13 protein-coding genes are annotated in these 16,474 nt (G+C 45.9%); 6 read left to right on the top strand and 7 right to left on the bottom strand.

Going from position 1 to position 16,474, the window contains the following annotated elements; translation table 11 throughout:
• The first annotated feature begins 30 nt into the window (after positions 1 to 30).
• Positions 31 to 2,466: a DEAD/DEAH box helicase gene (locus BUB52_RS11100; RefSeq protein ID WP_039950802.1), complete on the top strand. Its 2,436-nt coding sequence runs from the start codon at positions 31 to 33 to the stop codon at positions 2,464 to 2,466.
• On the opposite strand, the gene BUB52_RS11105 is transcribed toward BUB52_RS11100, so the two are convergent.
• The 3 genes from BUB52_RS11105 to BUB52_RS11115 all read right to left on the bottom strand — a co-directional run bounded on the left by BUB52_RS11105 (position 2,463) and on the right by BUB52_RS11115 (position 4,150).
• Complete coding sequence (locus BUB52_RS11105; protein WP_009122227.1) at positions 2,463 to 2,822, bottom strand: DUF488 domain-containing protein; 360 nt, start codon at positions 2,820 to 2,822, stop codon at positions 2,463 to 2,465. The genes BUB52_RS11100 and BUB52_RS11105 overlap by 4 nt on opposite strands.
• Complete coding sequence (gene ric, locus BUB52_RS11110) at positions 2,819 to 3,550, bottom strand: iron-sulfur cluster repair di-iron protein (protein ID WP_009122228.1); 732 nt, start codon at positions 3,548 to 3,550, stop codon at positions 2,819 to 2,821. Before ric ends, BUB52_RS11105 begins: the two co-directional genes overlap by 4 nt.
• A 108-nt stretch (positions 3,551 to 3,658) precedes the next feature.
• The gene (locus BUB52_RS11115) at positions 3,659 to 4,150 is read right to left on the bottom strand and encodes an N-acetyltransferase (protein ID WP_039950804.1); all 492 of its coding nucleotides are present in this window, start codon (positions 4,148 to 4,150) and stop codon (positions 3,659 to 3,661) included.
• A gap of 250 nt (positions 4,151 to 4,400) precedes the next feature.
• On the opposite strand from BUB52_RS11115, the gene BUB52_RS11120 reads away from it, so the two are divergent.
• The 3 genes from BUB52_RS11120 (at position 4,401) to BUB52_RS11130 (ending at position 8,039) form a co-directional block, all read left to right on the top strand.
• Complete coding sequence (locus BUB52_RS11120) at positions 4,401 to 4,979, top strand: porin family protein (RefSeq protein WP_009122230.1); 579 nt, start codon at positions 4,401 to 4,403, stop codon at positions 4,977 to 4,979.
• Between the two features lie 81 nt (positions 4,980 to 5,060).
• Positions 5,061 to 7,523 carry a replication restart helicase PriA gene (gene priA, locus BUB52_RS11125; RefSeq protein WP_009122231.1) on the top strand — a complete coding sequence of 821 codons (2,463 nt, stop codon included), beginning with the start codon at positions 5,061 to 5,063 and terminating at the stop codon, positions 7,521 to 7,523.
• A 24-nt stretch (positions 7,524 to 7,547) separates the two neighbouring features.
• Complete coding sequence (locus BUB52_RS11130; RefSeq protein ID WP_039950868.1) at positions 7,548 to 8,039, top strand: low molecular weight protein-tyrosine-phosphatase; 492 nt, start codon at positions 7,548 to 7,550, stop codon at positions 8,037 to 8,039.
• 36 nt (positions 8,040 to 8,075) lie between these two features.
• On the opposite strand, the gene BUB52_RS11135 is transcribed toward BUB52_RS11130, so the two are convergent.
• Both BUB52_RS11135 and BUB52_RS11140 read right to left on the bottom strand, forming a co-directional pair.
• Positions 8,076 to 8,843: a hypothetical protein gene (locus tag BUB52_RS11135; protein ID WP_009122233.1), complete on the bottom strand. Its 768-nt coding sequence runs from the start codon at positions 8,841 to 8,843 to the stop codon at positions 8,076 to 8,078.
• 5 nt (positions 8,844 to 8,848) lie between these two features.
• Positions 8,849 to 10,912, bottom strand: coding sequence for an HD family phosphohydrolase (locus BUB52_RS11140; protein ID WP_009122234.1), 2,064 nt, complete (start codon positions 10,910 to 10,912; stop codon positions 8,849 to 8,851).
• 97 nt (positions 10,913 to 11,009) lie between these two features.
• Here BUB52_RS11140 and gltX point away from each other — a divergent pair, with 97 nt between their 5' ends.
• Together gltX and BUB52_RS11150 are read left to right on the top strand one after the other, a co-directional pair.
• On the top strand, positions 11,010 to 12,536 hold the full coding sequence (gene gltX, locus BUB52_RS11145) for a glutamate--tRNA ligase (RefSeq protein WP_009122235.1): 1,527 nt from the start codon (positions 11,010 to 11,012) through the stop codon (positions 12,534 to 12,536).
• Positions 12,537 to 12,606: 70 nt separating this feature from the next.
• The gene (locus BUB52_RS11150) at positions 12,607 to 13,827 is read left to right on the top strand and encodes a 3-deoxy-D-manno-octulosonic acid transferase (protein WP_009122236.1); all 1,221 of its coding nucleotides are present in this window, start codon (positions 12,607 to 12,609) and stop codon (positions 13,825 to 13,827) included.
• A 123-nt stretch (positions 13,828 to 13,950) separates the two neighbouring features.
• On the opposite strand, the gene BUB52_RS11155 is transcribed toward BUB52_RS11150, so the two are convergent.
• On the bottom strand, positions 13,951 to 14,463 hold the full coding sequence (locus BUB52_RS11155; RefSeq protein ID WP_009122237.1) for a gamma carbonic anhydrase family protein: 513 nt from the start codon (positions 14,461 to 14,463) through the stop codon (positions 13,951 to 13,953).
• 1 nt (position 14,464) lies between these two features.
• The gene (locus BUB52_RS11160; RefSeq protein WP_009122238.1) at positions 14,465 to 16,255 is read right to left on the bottom strand and encodes an aminopeptidase P family protein; all 1,791 of its coding nucleotides are present in this window, start codon (positions 16,253 to 16,255) and stop codon (positions 14,465 to 14,467) included.
• Between the last annotated feature and the right edge of the window lie 219 nt (positions 16,256 to 16,474).

Genomic DNA, 16,474 nt, shown 5'->3' on the forward strand with positions numbered 1-16,474 from the left:
TCTTTTTTCTTTTTAATCCCCATTGTATTGATGATGACACAAACAGGAGAGGCATGCCGTTTGCCCGAATTAAAAGAACGCCATTTGCCCGAAGACTGTCGGCAGAGTATAACGGAACTTTTGAAAGAAACCTATGGTTACGACCGCTTTCGTAATCTTGAAATTTACGATGATTTGTTTAAAAGCAGGGAAACACTCTGCATCTCTCAAGGGCAACTGATTGAAAATGTAATCCGTGAGGCGGAAAAGGCGCGGAAAGAAGAAGTGCAACCGGATAATATTCTGCTGACCGCCCCGACGGGTTCGGGTAAATCTCTGTTGTTCCAACTCCCGGCTATCTATCTGGGAAAAGAATATAATCTGCTAACCATTGTTGTTTCTCCTTTGAAGGCACTGATAGTAGACCAGGTAGAAGGTTTGCAAGACTTGGGTTATGAACGTGTGGCGTATGCATCTTCTGACCTTTCACCGGAGCAGAAGATGGAGGTTTATCGGGCGGTACGTGAGGGAGAAATTGACCTGTTTTATCTTTCGCCAGAGTTGTTGCTCTCCTACGACATCAAACATTTTGTCGGCAATCGCCGTATTGGCATGGTAGTTATCGATGAGGCGCATACGGTAACCACCTGGGGTAAAGAGTTCCGTGTGGACTATTGGTTTCTGGGGCGCTATTTAAGTGCTTTGAAGCAGAACCTAGGTTATACATTCCCGTTGTTTGCCTTGACCGCCACTGCCGTGTGGAATCCCAAAGGGGGCAATGATATGGTATTCGAGACGATCCGCTCCCTACAGATGGAGCCTTGCGTGCTTTATGTCGGTACGGTAAAGCGTAAGAATATCGGTTTCGATATCCGACAGCTCACATTGGAAGAGGGGGAAACCTACGATAAAGGTAAGCAGCGCGTCATATCCGGACGTGTGGAAGACTTCCTCAACGGGCATAAAACCCTGCTTTACTATCCCTTTGCCGGTAGTATAGATATGCGTATAAAGACTTGGGTACGCTCTGCCGACTGGCATTGGGTAGCTTCCTATTACGGTAAGAAAGAAAAAGAGCAGAAAGCCGCCATTGTGCAGGATTTTAAAGAGGGCATGAAGCGGATGATTGTCGCCACAAAAGCTTTCGGCATGGGTGTGGACATCAGCGATATTGATCGTGTCTACCACGTAGCGCCTTCGGGTACGTTTGTCGATTACATTCAGGAAATAGGCCGTGCAGCCCGTGATGCGGATGTTCAAGGCATTGCCGCCACTGACTATCACGAGCGTGACTTTTATTATATGAAACGTCTGCATCAAACGGGTAATATTGCACAGGAACAGTTGGAGCTGATTCTGAAAAAGCTCATGGAAGTATATCGGATGAAAGGAGAGAAAAAGGAAATTCTTGTTTCCCTGTCCGACTTTGAGTTTGTGGTGAAGTTGCCGCGTACCAAGAACAAACTGGAGTATGAGGCCGAACTGGGACAACTTATTAAGACCGCTTTACTGTGGTTGGAAGATGATTTGTCGCAGCGGTACGGAACGCATTTGTTGGAAGTCAGTCCGCAAAATCTGCTGGCAGAGGGTTACGTTCAGGATAAGACCGGTGATACCTTTGCACGCGAGTTTCAGAGCTATCTTACAAGAGTGGAAGGTGAAGAAGACGTCTATCGAGCCCGTCTGGATACTCTTTGGGAAGAGTGTTTTCCCGAGTTGGGATATAGAGAGTTCAAACAGAAACTGAATAGTGGTACCTTGTGGGAAGGTTCCCGTGCCGTCTCCGTGGGTAAGCACGAAGTTCTGCTGAAAGAAGATGCAACGATTATCCGACAGCGTATGGACGCTTTGTTCAAGAATTTGGTGACGATGCTGAAGACGGCTTTGCTGAAATCGAAAGGACGTTTCGATGAAGAAGAACTGCGTGCGGTATTTGCCGAGCACGGCATGGATGTGCCGTCTGCCAAGCGTTTCATCGGTTCGCTATTGGAAAGCCGCACCGAAGAGGGACGTAGCGTAAGCTATATCAGCAGTATCAAGAAGAAAGACTCGAATGAGCTTTCATTTACTGTAATCAAAGGCTTCGACCTGCTTTTGTCCCGTTATCAAAAGCTGTTTACCCAACGTATCACAGGCAATAAGGGCGCGCGTTTACAGTTCTACTGCACTCCGTTCTCCGATTTGAATATGCTGCTCAATCTTCTTTCCATGCTCGACTGCCTTTCGTTCAGTGTAGAGGGTGGTGGTACCCCCTGCGTACACGTCCGGTTCGACAATCCGGAGCTTCTGCAACAATTGGCGGATTCCAATGAATATCACAATCTCATTTTGGATGCCAACGAGCGTATTTTTGAGGAGCAGATAGATTTATTTTCCTCTTTCTTCGGTACCGATGCTCTGACGGACGAACAGCGTTGGGACTTCGTGGAAGAGTATTTTACCGGAACCGGTGTGGAAGAACTGAAAAAGAAGTATATCGTTCGTTAGGCCATGTGAGCCGAAAGAAACTGCTGAAGGATGCGCGCGTGATTGCGTATGGGATCTTTTGATGCATACAATAAGGTTACGGTGTCATACGTTTTTATTCTTTCCATAAATTGCCGTACGGCATCCGAGCCTTCCAATTCCGTTCGATATATATTCGCAAAGTCTTCCCAATGTTCCGTCGTATTTTCGTGAAACCATTTACGCAGTTTGGCGGAAGGAGTGATGTCCTTTTCCCATACATCACTTTTCAGATGCTCTTTTTTTATACCGCGAGGCCACAGGCGGTCTACCAATACACGATAACCGTCTGCCGCATCGGGGGCTTCATATACTCGTTTGATTCTGATTTGCGTCATGGATGCTCTTGTAATTCCGCTTCCAGTTGTATGGCACGCGGGAAAACGATGTTGTTTTCCAAATGGATGTGCTGATGCAGGGCGGCTTCAAACGCTTTGAGTTGTTGTAATACCAATTGGTAGCTGTTGCAGGCATCTTCCGGAGCAGAATATCCGTTTGTTAGTTTCTCGATGTGGCGGAAACGTTCACCTTCGGTATCATGCTCGGACATCATTACGGATATGGGATCCTGGATGCTGCCGCAGTGAAATTTGGGGAGTGTGGCGCCGTCAAGTTTGGCTTTCACCATTTCGTAGATGTATGGAAACAATACCAGCTCTTCCTTGTCGAGGTGTTGGTTGAGATCGGAAAGCGATTGCCGGAGCAACACTTGCACATTGTATAGTGCAGGATGATTTTCGCCATGTACCTTACATACTTTGTCGAGCAGTTCCTGTATCTTCGGTCCGTTCTTGCGGATGTTGCGGTGATGTATCTTCAAAATGTAATCTGCGAGTAAGTCCAGCGGCCAGTTCTTGAAGTCGATGTTTTCGGTAGCTATCGGAGCAAGGTTCTCAATGTCTTTGATAACCTCATCCATATCCGCTCCCGCTTTTTGGCTGGCTTTGGGCAAAAGAATAGAACCGTGGCAGCAAAAGTCGATGCCATACTTATCGAATACTTCGGCATTACCGAAATTGTCGGCAACAATCTCGCCGACTGTCATTGTTTCATAATCTTTCTTCATACAGAATTTTGTTTTATCTTCCTTGACGGAAATTGTTCGGCATTATTACAAATGTCCTGTATGGAATGTTTGAGAGATTATGATTATTTGAATTTACTTATCCTGCCTTTACAGTTTCTGGAAAGCCAGCCGTTCGTCTCCGTTCAGCAAGTAGATGATGCCGCAATATTGGAAGCCGTGTTTCTTGAGGATATATTGCAGGATATGATTATCGCGATGGGTATCGGCACGCAAGTTGGGTATTTGGCGGTAACACCATTGCAGGCAGGCGGATGCTATGCCTTTACTGTTTTCCGTACTTGCCAGACGGTGGATAACGCCATACGGGCGGATATCGTCTATCCATTCACCGTCGTGGATTTGCACATAGGTAGGGTCGTTTCCTTGTATAAAGGCGAAAGTTCCTACGATATTCTGTTCTTCATCGAGGCATACATAGCTGTTTCCGTTCTCGATATCTTTCTTGATAATTTCTTCGGTGGGGTAGCCGCCGGTCCACTGTTTCATGTTCCCGTCTTTGCGCATGATGCGTTTTCCCTGCTCGAAGATGTCCATGAGGGTATTGAGCTCTGTGATGTCTGTTTTTCTAATCTTTATCATAATGTGTTAGCCGAATCCGAATAAGAAGATATTCTCCGAATGCAAAGATAATTATTAATTTTATATTTTTTGCGGGTACACAGCACTAATGCCGCTCTCTCCCTTTGCCGGTAGGCGTTTGCATGAGTACTGCTAAATAATTTGCCGATACTGTGATTGTCATCTCTGCATGAACAATCTTGGAATGCTAATTGTTCTTTTTAGGGATAATTTACATATATTTGTCCCGATTATTTAAACATATTGAATTATGAAAAAAATCTTTAGTGTTTTTATGATAGCTATATGCTGTTTGGCAGTGGCTATACCGGCTCAGGCTCAATTGCTTAAGTTTGGTGTCAAAGGTGGTGTGAACTTGTCGAAACTTAAACTTGAAGGGATGAAAGATAATTCTACCGGATTCTTTTTCGGTCCTATGGCGGAAGTAACGATTCCCATTGTTGGTTTAGGTGTGGACGGTGCTTTGCTGTATTCTCAAAGAGGTGATAAAATGGAAGGTATTGATATGAAGCAAGCCGGCTTGGACATACCTGTCAATCTGAAATATTCTATCGGCTTGGGCAGTATGCTGGGCATTTATGTTGCTGCCGGTCCGGACTTCTTTTTCAACTTTAAGGGTGATAAGAACTTTGAGGGGGGAGATAAGATAGAGAGTAAAAAGGCTCAAGTGGGCATCAATGTAGGTGCAGGTGTGAAGCTGATTCAGCATTTACAGATTGGTTTCAATTATATGATTCCTTGCGGAGACTCATTCACTTGGAAGAGTGCAGGTGAGGCTATCGGTGCAAAGAATAAGACTTGGCAGATTTCCGCCGCTTACCTGTTCTAAGGATATAACGAGACTATCTTTGGATGGCGTTGTCGATTTTGATTGGCAACGCCGTTTTTTTACATTATCTTTGTCGCTGCAATGGAAAAGTTTGTAGATGTCATATTGCCCCTTCCTCTGCATGGCAGTTTTACGTATTTACTACCGAAAGATATGGCAGGGGAAGTACAGATTGGCTGCCGGGTAGTAGTGCCTTTCGGACGAAAGAAGTACTATACGGCCATTGTGCGGAACATACATTATTCCGCACCGACCGAATATGAGGTAAAGGAAGTGAGTGCCCTGCTGGATGCACATCCTATCCTGTTGTCCGAACAATTCAGGTTTTGGGAATGGCTGTCGGATTATTATCTCTGTACTCAGGGTGATGTCTATAAAGCGGCTCTTCCATCCGGTCTGAAATTAGAGAGTGAGACAATGGTGGAGTACAATCCCGATTTTGAATCGGATGTGCAGTTGCCGGAAAGAGAACGGAAGATACTGGACCTGCTTTCTGCAGAACCCGAACAGTGCGTTACGAAATTGGAAAAGGAGAGCGGTATCAAGAATATCCTGTCTGTGATAAAGGCCTTGCTGGACAAGGAAGCTATTTTTGTAAAGGAAGAGTTGAAGCGTACCTATAAGCCCAAGACAGAAACTCGCGTGCGCTTGACTGAAGCGGCAAGCAACGAACGACGTCTGCACTTTTTCTTTGATGAATTGCAGCGCCGTGCTCCCAAACAGTTGGATTTGCTGATGAAATATATAGAGCTCTCCGGTTGTTTGGGCAAAACACCGAAAGAAGTCACCAAGAAAGAGCTTTTACAGCGGGCTTCCGCTACTCCCGCTGTGTTCAACGGATTGGTGGAGCGCGGAGTTTTTGAGGTTTATCAGCAGGAGGTTGGCAGACTGAATACCACTTTAACCAAAGCGACATTCCCTTTAAATCCTTTGAACGAGCATCAGCAACGGGCTCACGATGATATTGCGGAGAGTTTTCAGACTAAGAATGTCTGCCTGCTGCATGGGGTTACATCCAGCGGAAAAACGGAAATTTATATTCATCTGATAGAAGAAACTATCCGTCAGGGAAAGCAAGTGTTGTATCTGTTGCCGGAGATAGCCCTGACGACACAAATCACCGAACGTCTGCAACGGGTATTCGGAGCCCGTCTCGGTATCTATCATTCTAAGTTTCCTGATGCCGAGCGGGTGGAGATTTGGCAGAAGCAACTCTCGGACGGCGGGTATGACATTATCCTGGGAGTACGCTCTTCCGTATTTTTGCCTTTCCGCAATCTGGGTCTGATTATTGTGGACGAGGAGCATGAAAACACTTATAAACAGCAAGACCCTGCACCCCGCTACCATGCGCGTAATGCCGCTATTGTGCTGGCTGCGCTGTATGGTGCCAAGACTTTATTGGGTACGGCAACCCCGTCCATCGAAACCTGGTATAACGCTATGTCCGGTAAGTATGGATTGGTGGAACTGAAAGAAAGGTATAAGGAAATACAGTTGCCGGAGATTATTTCGGTGGATATAAAGGAACTGCAACGCAATAAGCGGATGAACGGCCCGTTCTCTCCTTTGTTGTTGCAATATATCCGTGAAGCGTTGGAACAGAAAGAACAGATTATCCTGTTTCAGAATCGCAGAGGGTTTGCCCCGATGATAGAATGTCATACGTGCGGCTGGGTTCCCAAATGTAAGAATTGCGATGTCAGCCTGACATATCATAAAGGACTAAACCAGTTGACCTGTCATTATTGTGGATATACCTATCAACTGCCTCGCATCTGCCCAGCCTGTGAGGGTGCGGATTTGCGTAACCGAGGTTTTGGTACGGAAAAGATAGAGGGTGACATCAAACTTCTGTTTCCCGAAGCTACCGTTGCCCGTATGGATTTGGATACAACCCGCACGCGTGCTGCTTATGAGCGTATTATTGCAGACTTTGAACAAGGAAAGACAGATATTCTTATCGGTACGCAGATGGTTTCCAAGGGATTGGACTTCGACCATGTAAATGTAGTGGGCATTCTGAATGCCGATACTATGTTGAATTATCCGGATTTTCGTGCCTATGAGCGTGCTTTCCAGCTTATGGCTCAAGTGGCGGGACGTGCAGGACGGAAGAACAAACGGGGTAGGGTAGTGCTGCAAACCAAAAGCATCGACCATCTTATCATTCCCCAAGTAATAGCCAATGATTACGAAGGTATGGTGGACGGACAGCTTGCCGAACGACAAATGTTCCATTATCCCCCTTATTATCGTCTTGTGTATGTGTATTTGAAGAATCGCAATGAGACTTTGCTTGACTTAATGGCGCAGACGATGGCGGGTAAGTTGCGTGCCATTTTCGGCAATCGGGTGTTGGGACCGGACAAACCGCCTGTGGCACGTGTGCAAACCTTGTTTATTCGTAAAATCGTTGTGAAGATTGAAACGAAAGCTCCTATGGCGCATGTTCGGGAGTTACTGATACAGGTGCAGAAAGAGATGGTTATGGAAGACCGCTTCAAGTCGCTGATAGTGTATTATGACGTAGACCCGATGTAGGGAGTAATGATTGATATATGTAATATGTTGCAAACCAAAGGAAAAACTAAGATATTGTTTGTGTGTTTGGGTAATATCTGCCGTTCTTCTTCGGCGGAAGGTGTAATGAAACAACTGATTGAACAGGCCGGACGTGAAGATGAGTTTATTATCGATTCGGCGGGTATTCTTTCCTATCATCAGGGAGAACTGCCCGACAGTAGGATGCGTGCTCATGCCGCTCGCCGCGGTTACGACCTAACGCATCGCTCCCGTCCGGTATGTACGGATGATTTCTATGATTTCGATTTAATCATCGGAATGGATGACCGCAATATTGATGATTTGAAAGACCGTGCCCCTTCTGTCGAAGCGTGGAAAAAGATACATCGCATGACGGAATATTGCACGAAGTTTACTCATGCTGACCACGTTCCCGACCCTTATTATGGTGGGGCCGAGGGTTTTGAATATGTGCTTGATGTATTGGAAGATGCTTGTGCGGGACTACTCGAGATGGTTGGGAGCAATGGATAATCACCGGTTGTCAATCACTAATCATCCGATAGCCAATCAATGTCTCTCATCCTGATAAAAGCGTTTGTTGTCGTTGAGGCTGCACGTTGCATCCACTCCGACTTGTTGTAACCGTTCGGCTATTTCATTCAGTTTCTTTCTTGAAACCCTGCCGATGTAAAAAAGGCGGTAACGGTAATCTTTATCAAGCAGTTCCATGATATGGGTAAATGTCTGCTCTCGGGCAAAATCGAAGTTTACTTTCCGCAATTCCGCATAGGGGTAGCGGATTGTCCTTCCTACGCTGTGTACGGTAAGGGCTTCATTGTCCAATGACAAATAGCAAAAACGGGTCATTAGCATACAGATGAAGAAAAGGCTCAATCCGAAAGACAGTATGGCCGGAATGAATCCCCACCATACGTCACCGCTGATGGAGTAGTACCCCAATATTAAAAACATAAGGAATAATATAAAGAACCAGAACATATACAGCGAGGGACGCTGGTAGGTTGTTGCGGGAAGAAAGTCCGTACTTCGTTCATGCGGGGTGTAGTTGGTAAAAGGTATTCCTTGAGATACCAAAAAACGGACGAGGGATGAAGGATGCTTGAAAGGCGGCAGATATAATACTTTATCCTGTTTGTCTTTCAGATGAAAAACGAATATTCCCGGACCATATTTATCTTTTCCTGTCGGGACATCCTTGTGCGATGCCTGATGATACCGTTTCATGAAACTGAAACTTTTAATCCGGTGCAGCTGAATCCGTTGGCTTTGCAACAGCTGTTCCGCTCTTTGTCGTTCTTTGGCGCTTACTTCCATAGATTTTACTTTTTAAGTTCCGGGTAACTGATACGGGTGTGATAGATTGTTTTCAACTTCTCTTTGAAAACGGCTTTCACCGTCGCTATATCCTTGAAGGTGATAGGGCATTCTTTGAAATAACCTTCCTCTACCTGAGAATCGATGATTTTGTCTACCAGATTGCTGATGCTTTCTTCCGTATATTCGGACAGGCTGCGTGATGCTGCTTCTACGGAGTCGGCCATCATCAGGATAGCCTGCTCCTTGGTGAACGGATTGGGACCGGGATAAGTGAACAGTTCGTCGTTAGGCTCCTCACCGGGATGTTCGTTTTTCCAAGAAATGTAGAAATATTTTGTTTTTCCACGACCGTGATGTGTGGTGATGAAGTCTTTGATGACTTTAGGCAGGTTGTTTTTCTCTGCCAGTTTCAGTCCGTCCGTTACGTGGCTGATAACGACTTGCGCGCTTTGTTCGTAGCTGAGGTTCTTGTGTGGGTTGACACCGCCCGACTGGTTCTCGGTGAAGAATACCGGATTCTCCATCTTGCCAATGTCATGATATAGAGCGCCTGTACGTACCAGCTGGCTCTTTGCACTGATACGGTTGGCGGCTTCGGCGGCGAGGTTGGCTACCTGCATGGAATGTTGGAATGTACCCGGTACGGTTTCCGACATACGTCGCAGTAAGCTGTTATTGATATTGGACAATTCCACTAAAGTAACGTTCGATGTAAAGCCAAAAGTTTTTTCTACCAGGAAAAGCAACGGATAAGTAAAGAGCAGCAATACGCCGTTTATGACAAAATAAGTGTACATGCTGCCGTTCAGCTTCGATAAATCGTTTTCCGTTATCAGTTCGAAGGCGAAGTAAACGGCTGCATAGGTCAGAATTACCAGAATGGCGGTGCGGAATAGCTGCGAGCGTTGTGATAACTCTCTCAAACTGAAAATGGCAACCAGTCCGGCCGTAAGCTGCAACAGTATAAACTCATGCGGATAGCGCAGGCAGATGGAACATATCAGTATCGTGACGACCTGCGTGAGGAAAGCCGTCCGGGAGTCGAGGAACACGCGGATAATGATAGGCAGCATGGCATAAGGAATGACATATACATTGAATATGTTGTTTGCCACCATAACGGCCGTTACCACACAGTAAAACATGATAAGGGCGAAGAGCAGCGAGAGACTGCCCTTGCGGTTATAATAGTCCTTACGAAAAAGGTCGAGATAGAGCATGAAACAAAGCATGAAGATACTGACGTATAATACTTGTCCTGCCAGCATCAACCGTTTCTGCCCGATGGATTCGCTACGCTGGATGGACTCTTTGCGCAGGCTTTCGAGGATGTTGTAGGTTTCTTGGTTCACTATCTCGCCGCGGTCGATGATTTTCTGTCCGCTCAGTACGATACCGTTTGCCCATGAGTAGTTGTCGAGGATTTCTTTCTTGGCGGTTTCCGTCCGCTGGGCATCGTAAGTGAGGTTGGGCGACAAGTACTCGTTGAGAGAACATTGCCGGAGTATGTTCGGATGATAGTGAGTGGTATCGGCAGTAAGGAGATAGGCGTATGCCTGTTTTACGGAATAGAGTTTATCGATATTCCGTTGGTTGGCAAGCTTGTCGTCTATCACCATGATGGCGGATGTACTGTCTTTGTGCAATTGGGCAAGTTCTTCGGTAGAAAGTATTCCAGCCTGATATATTTCGGAAAGTATCCTTTCTATATGGCGGATGTAATCGGCAGAAGGCAGGACGTCGCGCAGGTGCATTTGATAATCGTCTTTCAATTTTTTGAGCGCCTGTCTCTCCGTACTTTTATTCAACTGAAAATAGGGTTGGAAAGAAGCCAGGATGCTGTCTTGCTCTCTTTTTACTACTTGGTCGTCTTTGTAGATAGGGAAATCGAAAGTGGCCATCAGCTGTCCGTACTTCCAGGGTTTGTCAATATCAAACTGGTAATTGAACTTGCCGTCCCTTGGCAGGAAGTACACGATAACTCCGACGGTGCCTATAAAAATAAGTGCCCTGTATATCAAATCTCTGAACGATAACTCTTTGTTTTTGCCTTTGAAATAACTCATATCGGTTGAAATTTTTGCGAAAAGTACAAAAAAAAACAATAGTATGGAAAAAAAGGTTTAATTTTGCCGTCTAATTTATTTATAAGTAAGATAGATTATGACAGAAAGAAAGGTCAGAGTCCGTTTTGCCCCAAGTCCTACGGGGGCGTTGCACATCGGCGGTGTGCGTACTGCGTTATATAATTATCTCTTTGCGCGTCAGCATGGAGGAGATTTAATTTTCCGTGTTGAAGATACTGATTCTAACCGGTTTGTACCAGGAGCGGAAGAATATATATTGGAGTCTTTCAAGTGGCTGGGTATTCTTTTTGATGAAGGTGTCAGCTTCGGCGGAGAACATGGTCCGTACCGTCAGTCCGAGCGTCGTGAAATATACAAGAAGTACGTGCAGGTGCTGTTGGATGCTGGTAAGGCTTACATCGCTTTTGATACTCCGGAAGAATTGGATGCCAAGCGTGCGGAAATAGCCAATTTCCAGTATGATGCTTCTACGCGTATGCAGATGCGCAATTCGTTGACGCTCTCCAAAGAGGAAGTGGATACGCTGATTGCAGAGGGCAAGCAGTATGTAGTACGTTTCAAGATAGAACCGAATGAAGATGTGCATGTGAACGACTTGATTCGTGGCGAAGTAGTGATAAACTCGTCTGTCCTTGACGATAAAGTTCTTTATAAATCGGCAGACGAACTGCCTACCTACCACTTGGCGAATATTGTGGACGACCATTTGATGAAAGTCTCTCACGTTATCCGCGGTGAGGAATGGTTGCCTTCCGCTCCGTTGCACGTGCTGTTGTATCGTGCTTTCGGCTGGGAAGATACGATGCCGGCTTTCGCGCATCTGCCGTTGTTGCTGAAGCCCGAAGGTAACGGCAAGCTCAGCAAGCGTGACGGTGACCGCCTCGGTTTCCCGGTGTTCCCGTTGGAATGGCACGATCCTAAGTCGGGTGAGGTGTCTTCGGGCTATCGCGAATCGGGTTATCTGCCTGAGGCCGTTATCAACTTCCTTGCCTTATTGGGCTGGAATCCGGGCAATGACCAGGAACTGATGTCGATGGACGAACTTGTGAAACTGTTCAATCTGAGCCATTGCAGCAAATCGGGTGCCAAGTTCGACTATAAGAAAGGTATCTGGTTCAACCATGAATATATTCTTCAAAAATCGGATGAAGAACTTGCGGAACTTTTCAAACCGGTGCTGAAAGATAATGGTGTAAATCCCGATGCATATAGCAATACATTCCTTACTACGGTAGTTTCTTTGGTAAAGGGACGCGTCAATTTTGTAAAAGAGTTGTGGGATCAAACCCGTTTCTTCTTTGTCGCTCCCCGGCAATACGCCGAGAAGGATGTGAAGAAGCGCTGGTCGGAAGATACTCCGCGCATCATGACGGAGCTTATGGAAGTGCTTCGCGGCATTGCGGATTTCTCGTCAAAACCATCAGAAGATATTGTAATCGGTTGGATTACGGAAAAGGAATATCACATGGGTAATGTGATGAATGCTTTCCGTCTGGCAGTGGTGGGCGAGTGCAAGGGACCGCATATGTTTGATATTACCGCGTTGCTGGGTAAGGAAGAAACGCTTTCCCGTATTCAGCGTGCTATCGAAACATTGAAATAAATAATCAGGAATGAGGGATTTCTTGTCATACCGTTTGCATTCTTCATTATTCATTCTTAACTGAGATAGTATGCTTTATAATTTGGCAATAATAATCTATGATATTGTGGTACATCTGGCTGCTCCTTTCAGCCGTAAACCACGGAAGATGATGAAGGGACATTGGGTGGTGTATGAGCTTCTTCGGCAACAGTTGGAGAAGGATGCGCGCTATATCTGGTTCCACGCGGCTTCTTTGGGCGAGTTTGAGCAGGGGCGTCCGTTGATAGAGAAGATACGTGCCAAATATCCCAATTATCGTATTTTGCTGACATTCTTTTCGCCGTCGGGTTACGAAGTGCGTAAGAATTACCGGGGGGCGGATATTGTTTGTTACCTGCCTTTCGACAAGCCACGCAATGTGAAGAAGTTCCTCGATTTGGTGAATCCCTGCATGGCATTCTTCATCAAGTATGAGTTTTGGAAAAACTATCTGGATGAGTTGCACAAGCGTCGCACACCTGTTTATAGCGTGTCTTCCATCTTCCGTCGCGGGCAGATTTTCTTTAAATGGTACGGCGGAACGTACAGAAACGTGCTGCGTAACTTCGACCATATATTTGTGCAGAATGAACGTTCCAAGCGTTATCTGTCGAAAATCGGCATCAATAAGGTGACTGTAGTGGGTGATACCCGTTTCGACCGTGTACTTCAAATTCGGGATGAAGCCAAGGATTTGCCACTGGTTGAGCTGTTTAAAAATAATACAATGACTTTTGTTGCCGGAAGCTCCTGGCAACCCGATGAGGATTTGTTCATCGAATATTTTAATCGGCATCCGGAAGTGAAGCTGATTATTGCTCCGCACGTAATTGATGAAAACCATTTGGTGGAGATAATCCGCAAACTGAAACGTCCGTATGTACGTTATACCCGTGCGGATGAGAAGAATGTCCGTAAGGCGGATTGTCTGATAATAGACTGTTTCGGGTTGCTCTCTTCCATCTACCGTTATGGGGAGATTGCTTATATCGGCGGTGGTTTCGGAGTGGGCATTCATAATACGCTGGAAGCTGCTGTGTACGGTATTCCGGTAATCTTCGGCCCGAAGTATCAGAAGTTCCAAGAAGCCATCCATCTGTTGGAAGCGAAGGGCGGGTTCTCTATCAAGAGCTATGAGGAGTTGAAAATATTGCTTGACCGTATGCTGGGAGATGAAGATTTCCTTCGTGAAGCCGGTAAAAATGCCGGAGCTTACGTAACCGATAATGCCGGGACTACGGATAAGGTTCTGGGTATGATAAACTTTTAGCAGATTGATTGTTATCAATCGAACAACCTATACTACCTGTCATTCAGAGCGAAGCGAAGAAGCTGCTCCTTCTACATATAGAGGAGAGTAGCTTCTTCGCTTCGCTCTGAATGACAGGTAGCCTTATTTATACCAATCGGAATACATCAGGTAGTTGTGTGCAATCTTCTGATTTAATTCTTTAGCCTGTTCAGGGTCTACCTTTTTGATGAATTTGGCAGGTACGCCTCCCCAGATGCTCCCCGGCTCTATTATGGTATTGCTAAGTACCAATGAACCGGCGGCTACAATAGCACCTTCGCCTACTACGGCATTGTCTAAGATAGTGGAACCCATGCCTACGAGTGCGTAATCCTTGATTGTGGCTCCGTGAATGGTGACATTGTGTCCCACAGAAACATGGTCTCCTATCTCAATTGTAGATTTCTCATACAGGGTGTGCAGTACGCTTCCGTCTTGGATGTTTACACCGTTGCCGATACGAATGGAGTTGACGTCGCCACGCAGTACGGTACTGAACCAGATACTGCAATCACGTCCCATTTTTACATCTCCGATGATAGCAGCGTTATCTGCTAAAAAACAGTTCTCTCCGATTTCCGGAGTAAAGCCTCTTACTGATTTTATTAGTGCCATTTTATTTAGTGATTATTGCTTTACATGCTTCTTTCAACCATTCCCTTTCATCATTGTTCAAGTCCGGCGCCAATTTTTCGTATACAGTCTGGTGGTACTTGTTCAGCCACTTGATTTCTTCTGCTGTCAGCAGCTCTTTGATAATACCTTTCCGGCAGATGGGACATAGGGTGATTGTTTCAAATTTCAGGTAATTGCCGAACATGCCTTTGCCCGCAGGAACGGTCAATACAAGGTTTTCGGTACGGATACCATGACTCCCGGCTTTGTACACACCCGGTTCGTTGGAAGTAATCATACCCGGTTGTAAAGGGATGGGATTCTCGTTCATCCGTATGCTTTGCGGTCCTTCGTGTACATTGAGGAAATGTCCTACTCCATGTCCGGTTCCATGCAGGTAGTTCATGTGCTGCTGCCATATCGGCATGCGTGCCAACACATCCAGTTGCGCTCCGCGGGTACCTTCGGGAAATACGGCCATTGCCAATGCGATATGTCCTTTTAATATTAAGGTATAGTCAAGCTTTTCTTCTTCCGTCAGGTTGCCGAGCGCGATAGTGCGGGTTATATCTGTTGTTCCGTCCAGATATTGTGCTCCGGAATCCAGTAGTAGAAAACCTTCCGGTTTTAGCGCTACGTCCGTTTCTGGAGTGGCTTCATAATGAATGATGGCTCCGTGTTCTTTGTAGCCGGCAATCGTGTCAAAACTTTCTCCCATGTAGAGCGGCTGGGCTGCCCGGAATTCATGCAGCTTTCTGTCTACGCTGATTTCCGTTTCTCTGCCTGCAGGAACGGCCTCTTCCAGCCATTTCAAAAACCTGACTAATGCTATTCCGTCTCTTTGCATCGCTGCGTGGATTCCGATTATTTCTTGCTCATTGCGAACCGCTTTCAGCAAAGCAATGGGAGATGTACCGTTGATTATCCGGCATGCGGGACAAATCGCCGAATAGATGGCATAATTTGTTTTTACTGGATTTACCAGTATGCTTTCCGCATGAGTATTGCTAAGGTAATCTTCTATTTCTTTGTATCCGTGTATGGAAATACCGTTTGCTTTGAAATATGAAGCCAATTCGGCTGTGACCTTTTGCGGCTGGATGAAACAGTGTATTTCGTATCTCTCAATCAGCAGATAACTTACAACAACCGGATTACAATGCACGTCACTTCCCCGGATGTTGAGCAGCCATGCTATCTCGTCCAGTGCCGACAGCAATAAAGACTCTGCACTCGCCGCTTTCATTTTTTTTCGGACGGCCGACAGCTTTTCCGTAAAACTCTTACCTGCATACTTCGTGTCGTAAACAAATGCCGGAGCCAACGGCATTGCCGGTCGGTCGCTCCATAACAGTTGCATGGGGTCGGCGATGCTTTTTACATGAATGCCGCTTTGCCTCAGTTCCCGTTGCAGATGTTGCACTTCGTCGGCAGAAAACATTTTTCCGTCTATGCCCACTGTGTCGCCCTTCTGTAATAGCGAACTCAAAAATGCGGGAATACTTGGCGTTTCGGGTAACATCTCTTTGTATAATGCGATACCGGTTCCTTCTATTTGCCGGTCGGCTTGCAGGAAATAGCGGGAGTCTGTCCACAACCCGGCCTCTTTTGCTGTGACAACTACCGTACCCGCAGAGCCGGTAAAGCCTGAAATCCATTCTCTCGACTGCCAGTGCGGCGCTACATACTCACTGAGGTGAGGGTCTGTACTTGGAATGATGAATGCTTGTATGTTTTCTTTGGCGATGTGTGCCCGTAGGGCAGCAATGCGTTCGTTTATTATTGAATTCATACTATAAAGGTATTGGTAAGTGCTTTCAAAGATACTCACTTTACTTCAATTATGGACGAGATCCGGTTATTTTATTATGGTCGCTGCCGCAAGTGCAACTTCTTGTACGGATGATTTTGATAACTGCCAGTAATAAAGGCAGGTATTTTATATCGGGATTATCGTTTTTTTTTGCCGAAAGTTTTGTGAATAAAGAAAGTATGTGTAATTTTGCCGCTC

Source organism: Bacteroides clarus YIT 12056 (assembly GCF_900129655.1).
Lineage (GTDB): Bacteria > Bacteroidota > Bacteroidia > Bacteroidales > Bacteroidaceae > Bacteroides > Bacteroides clarus.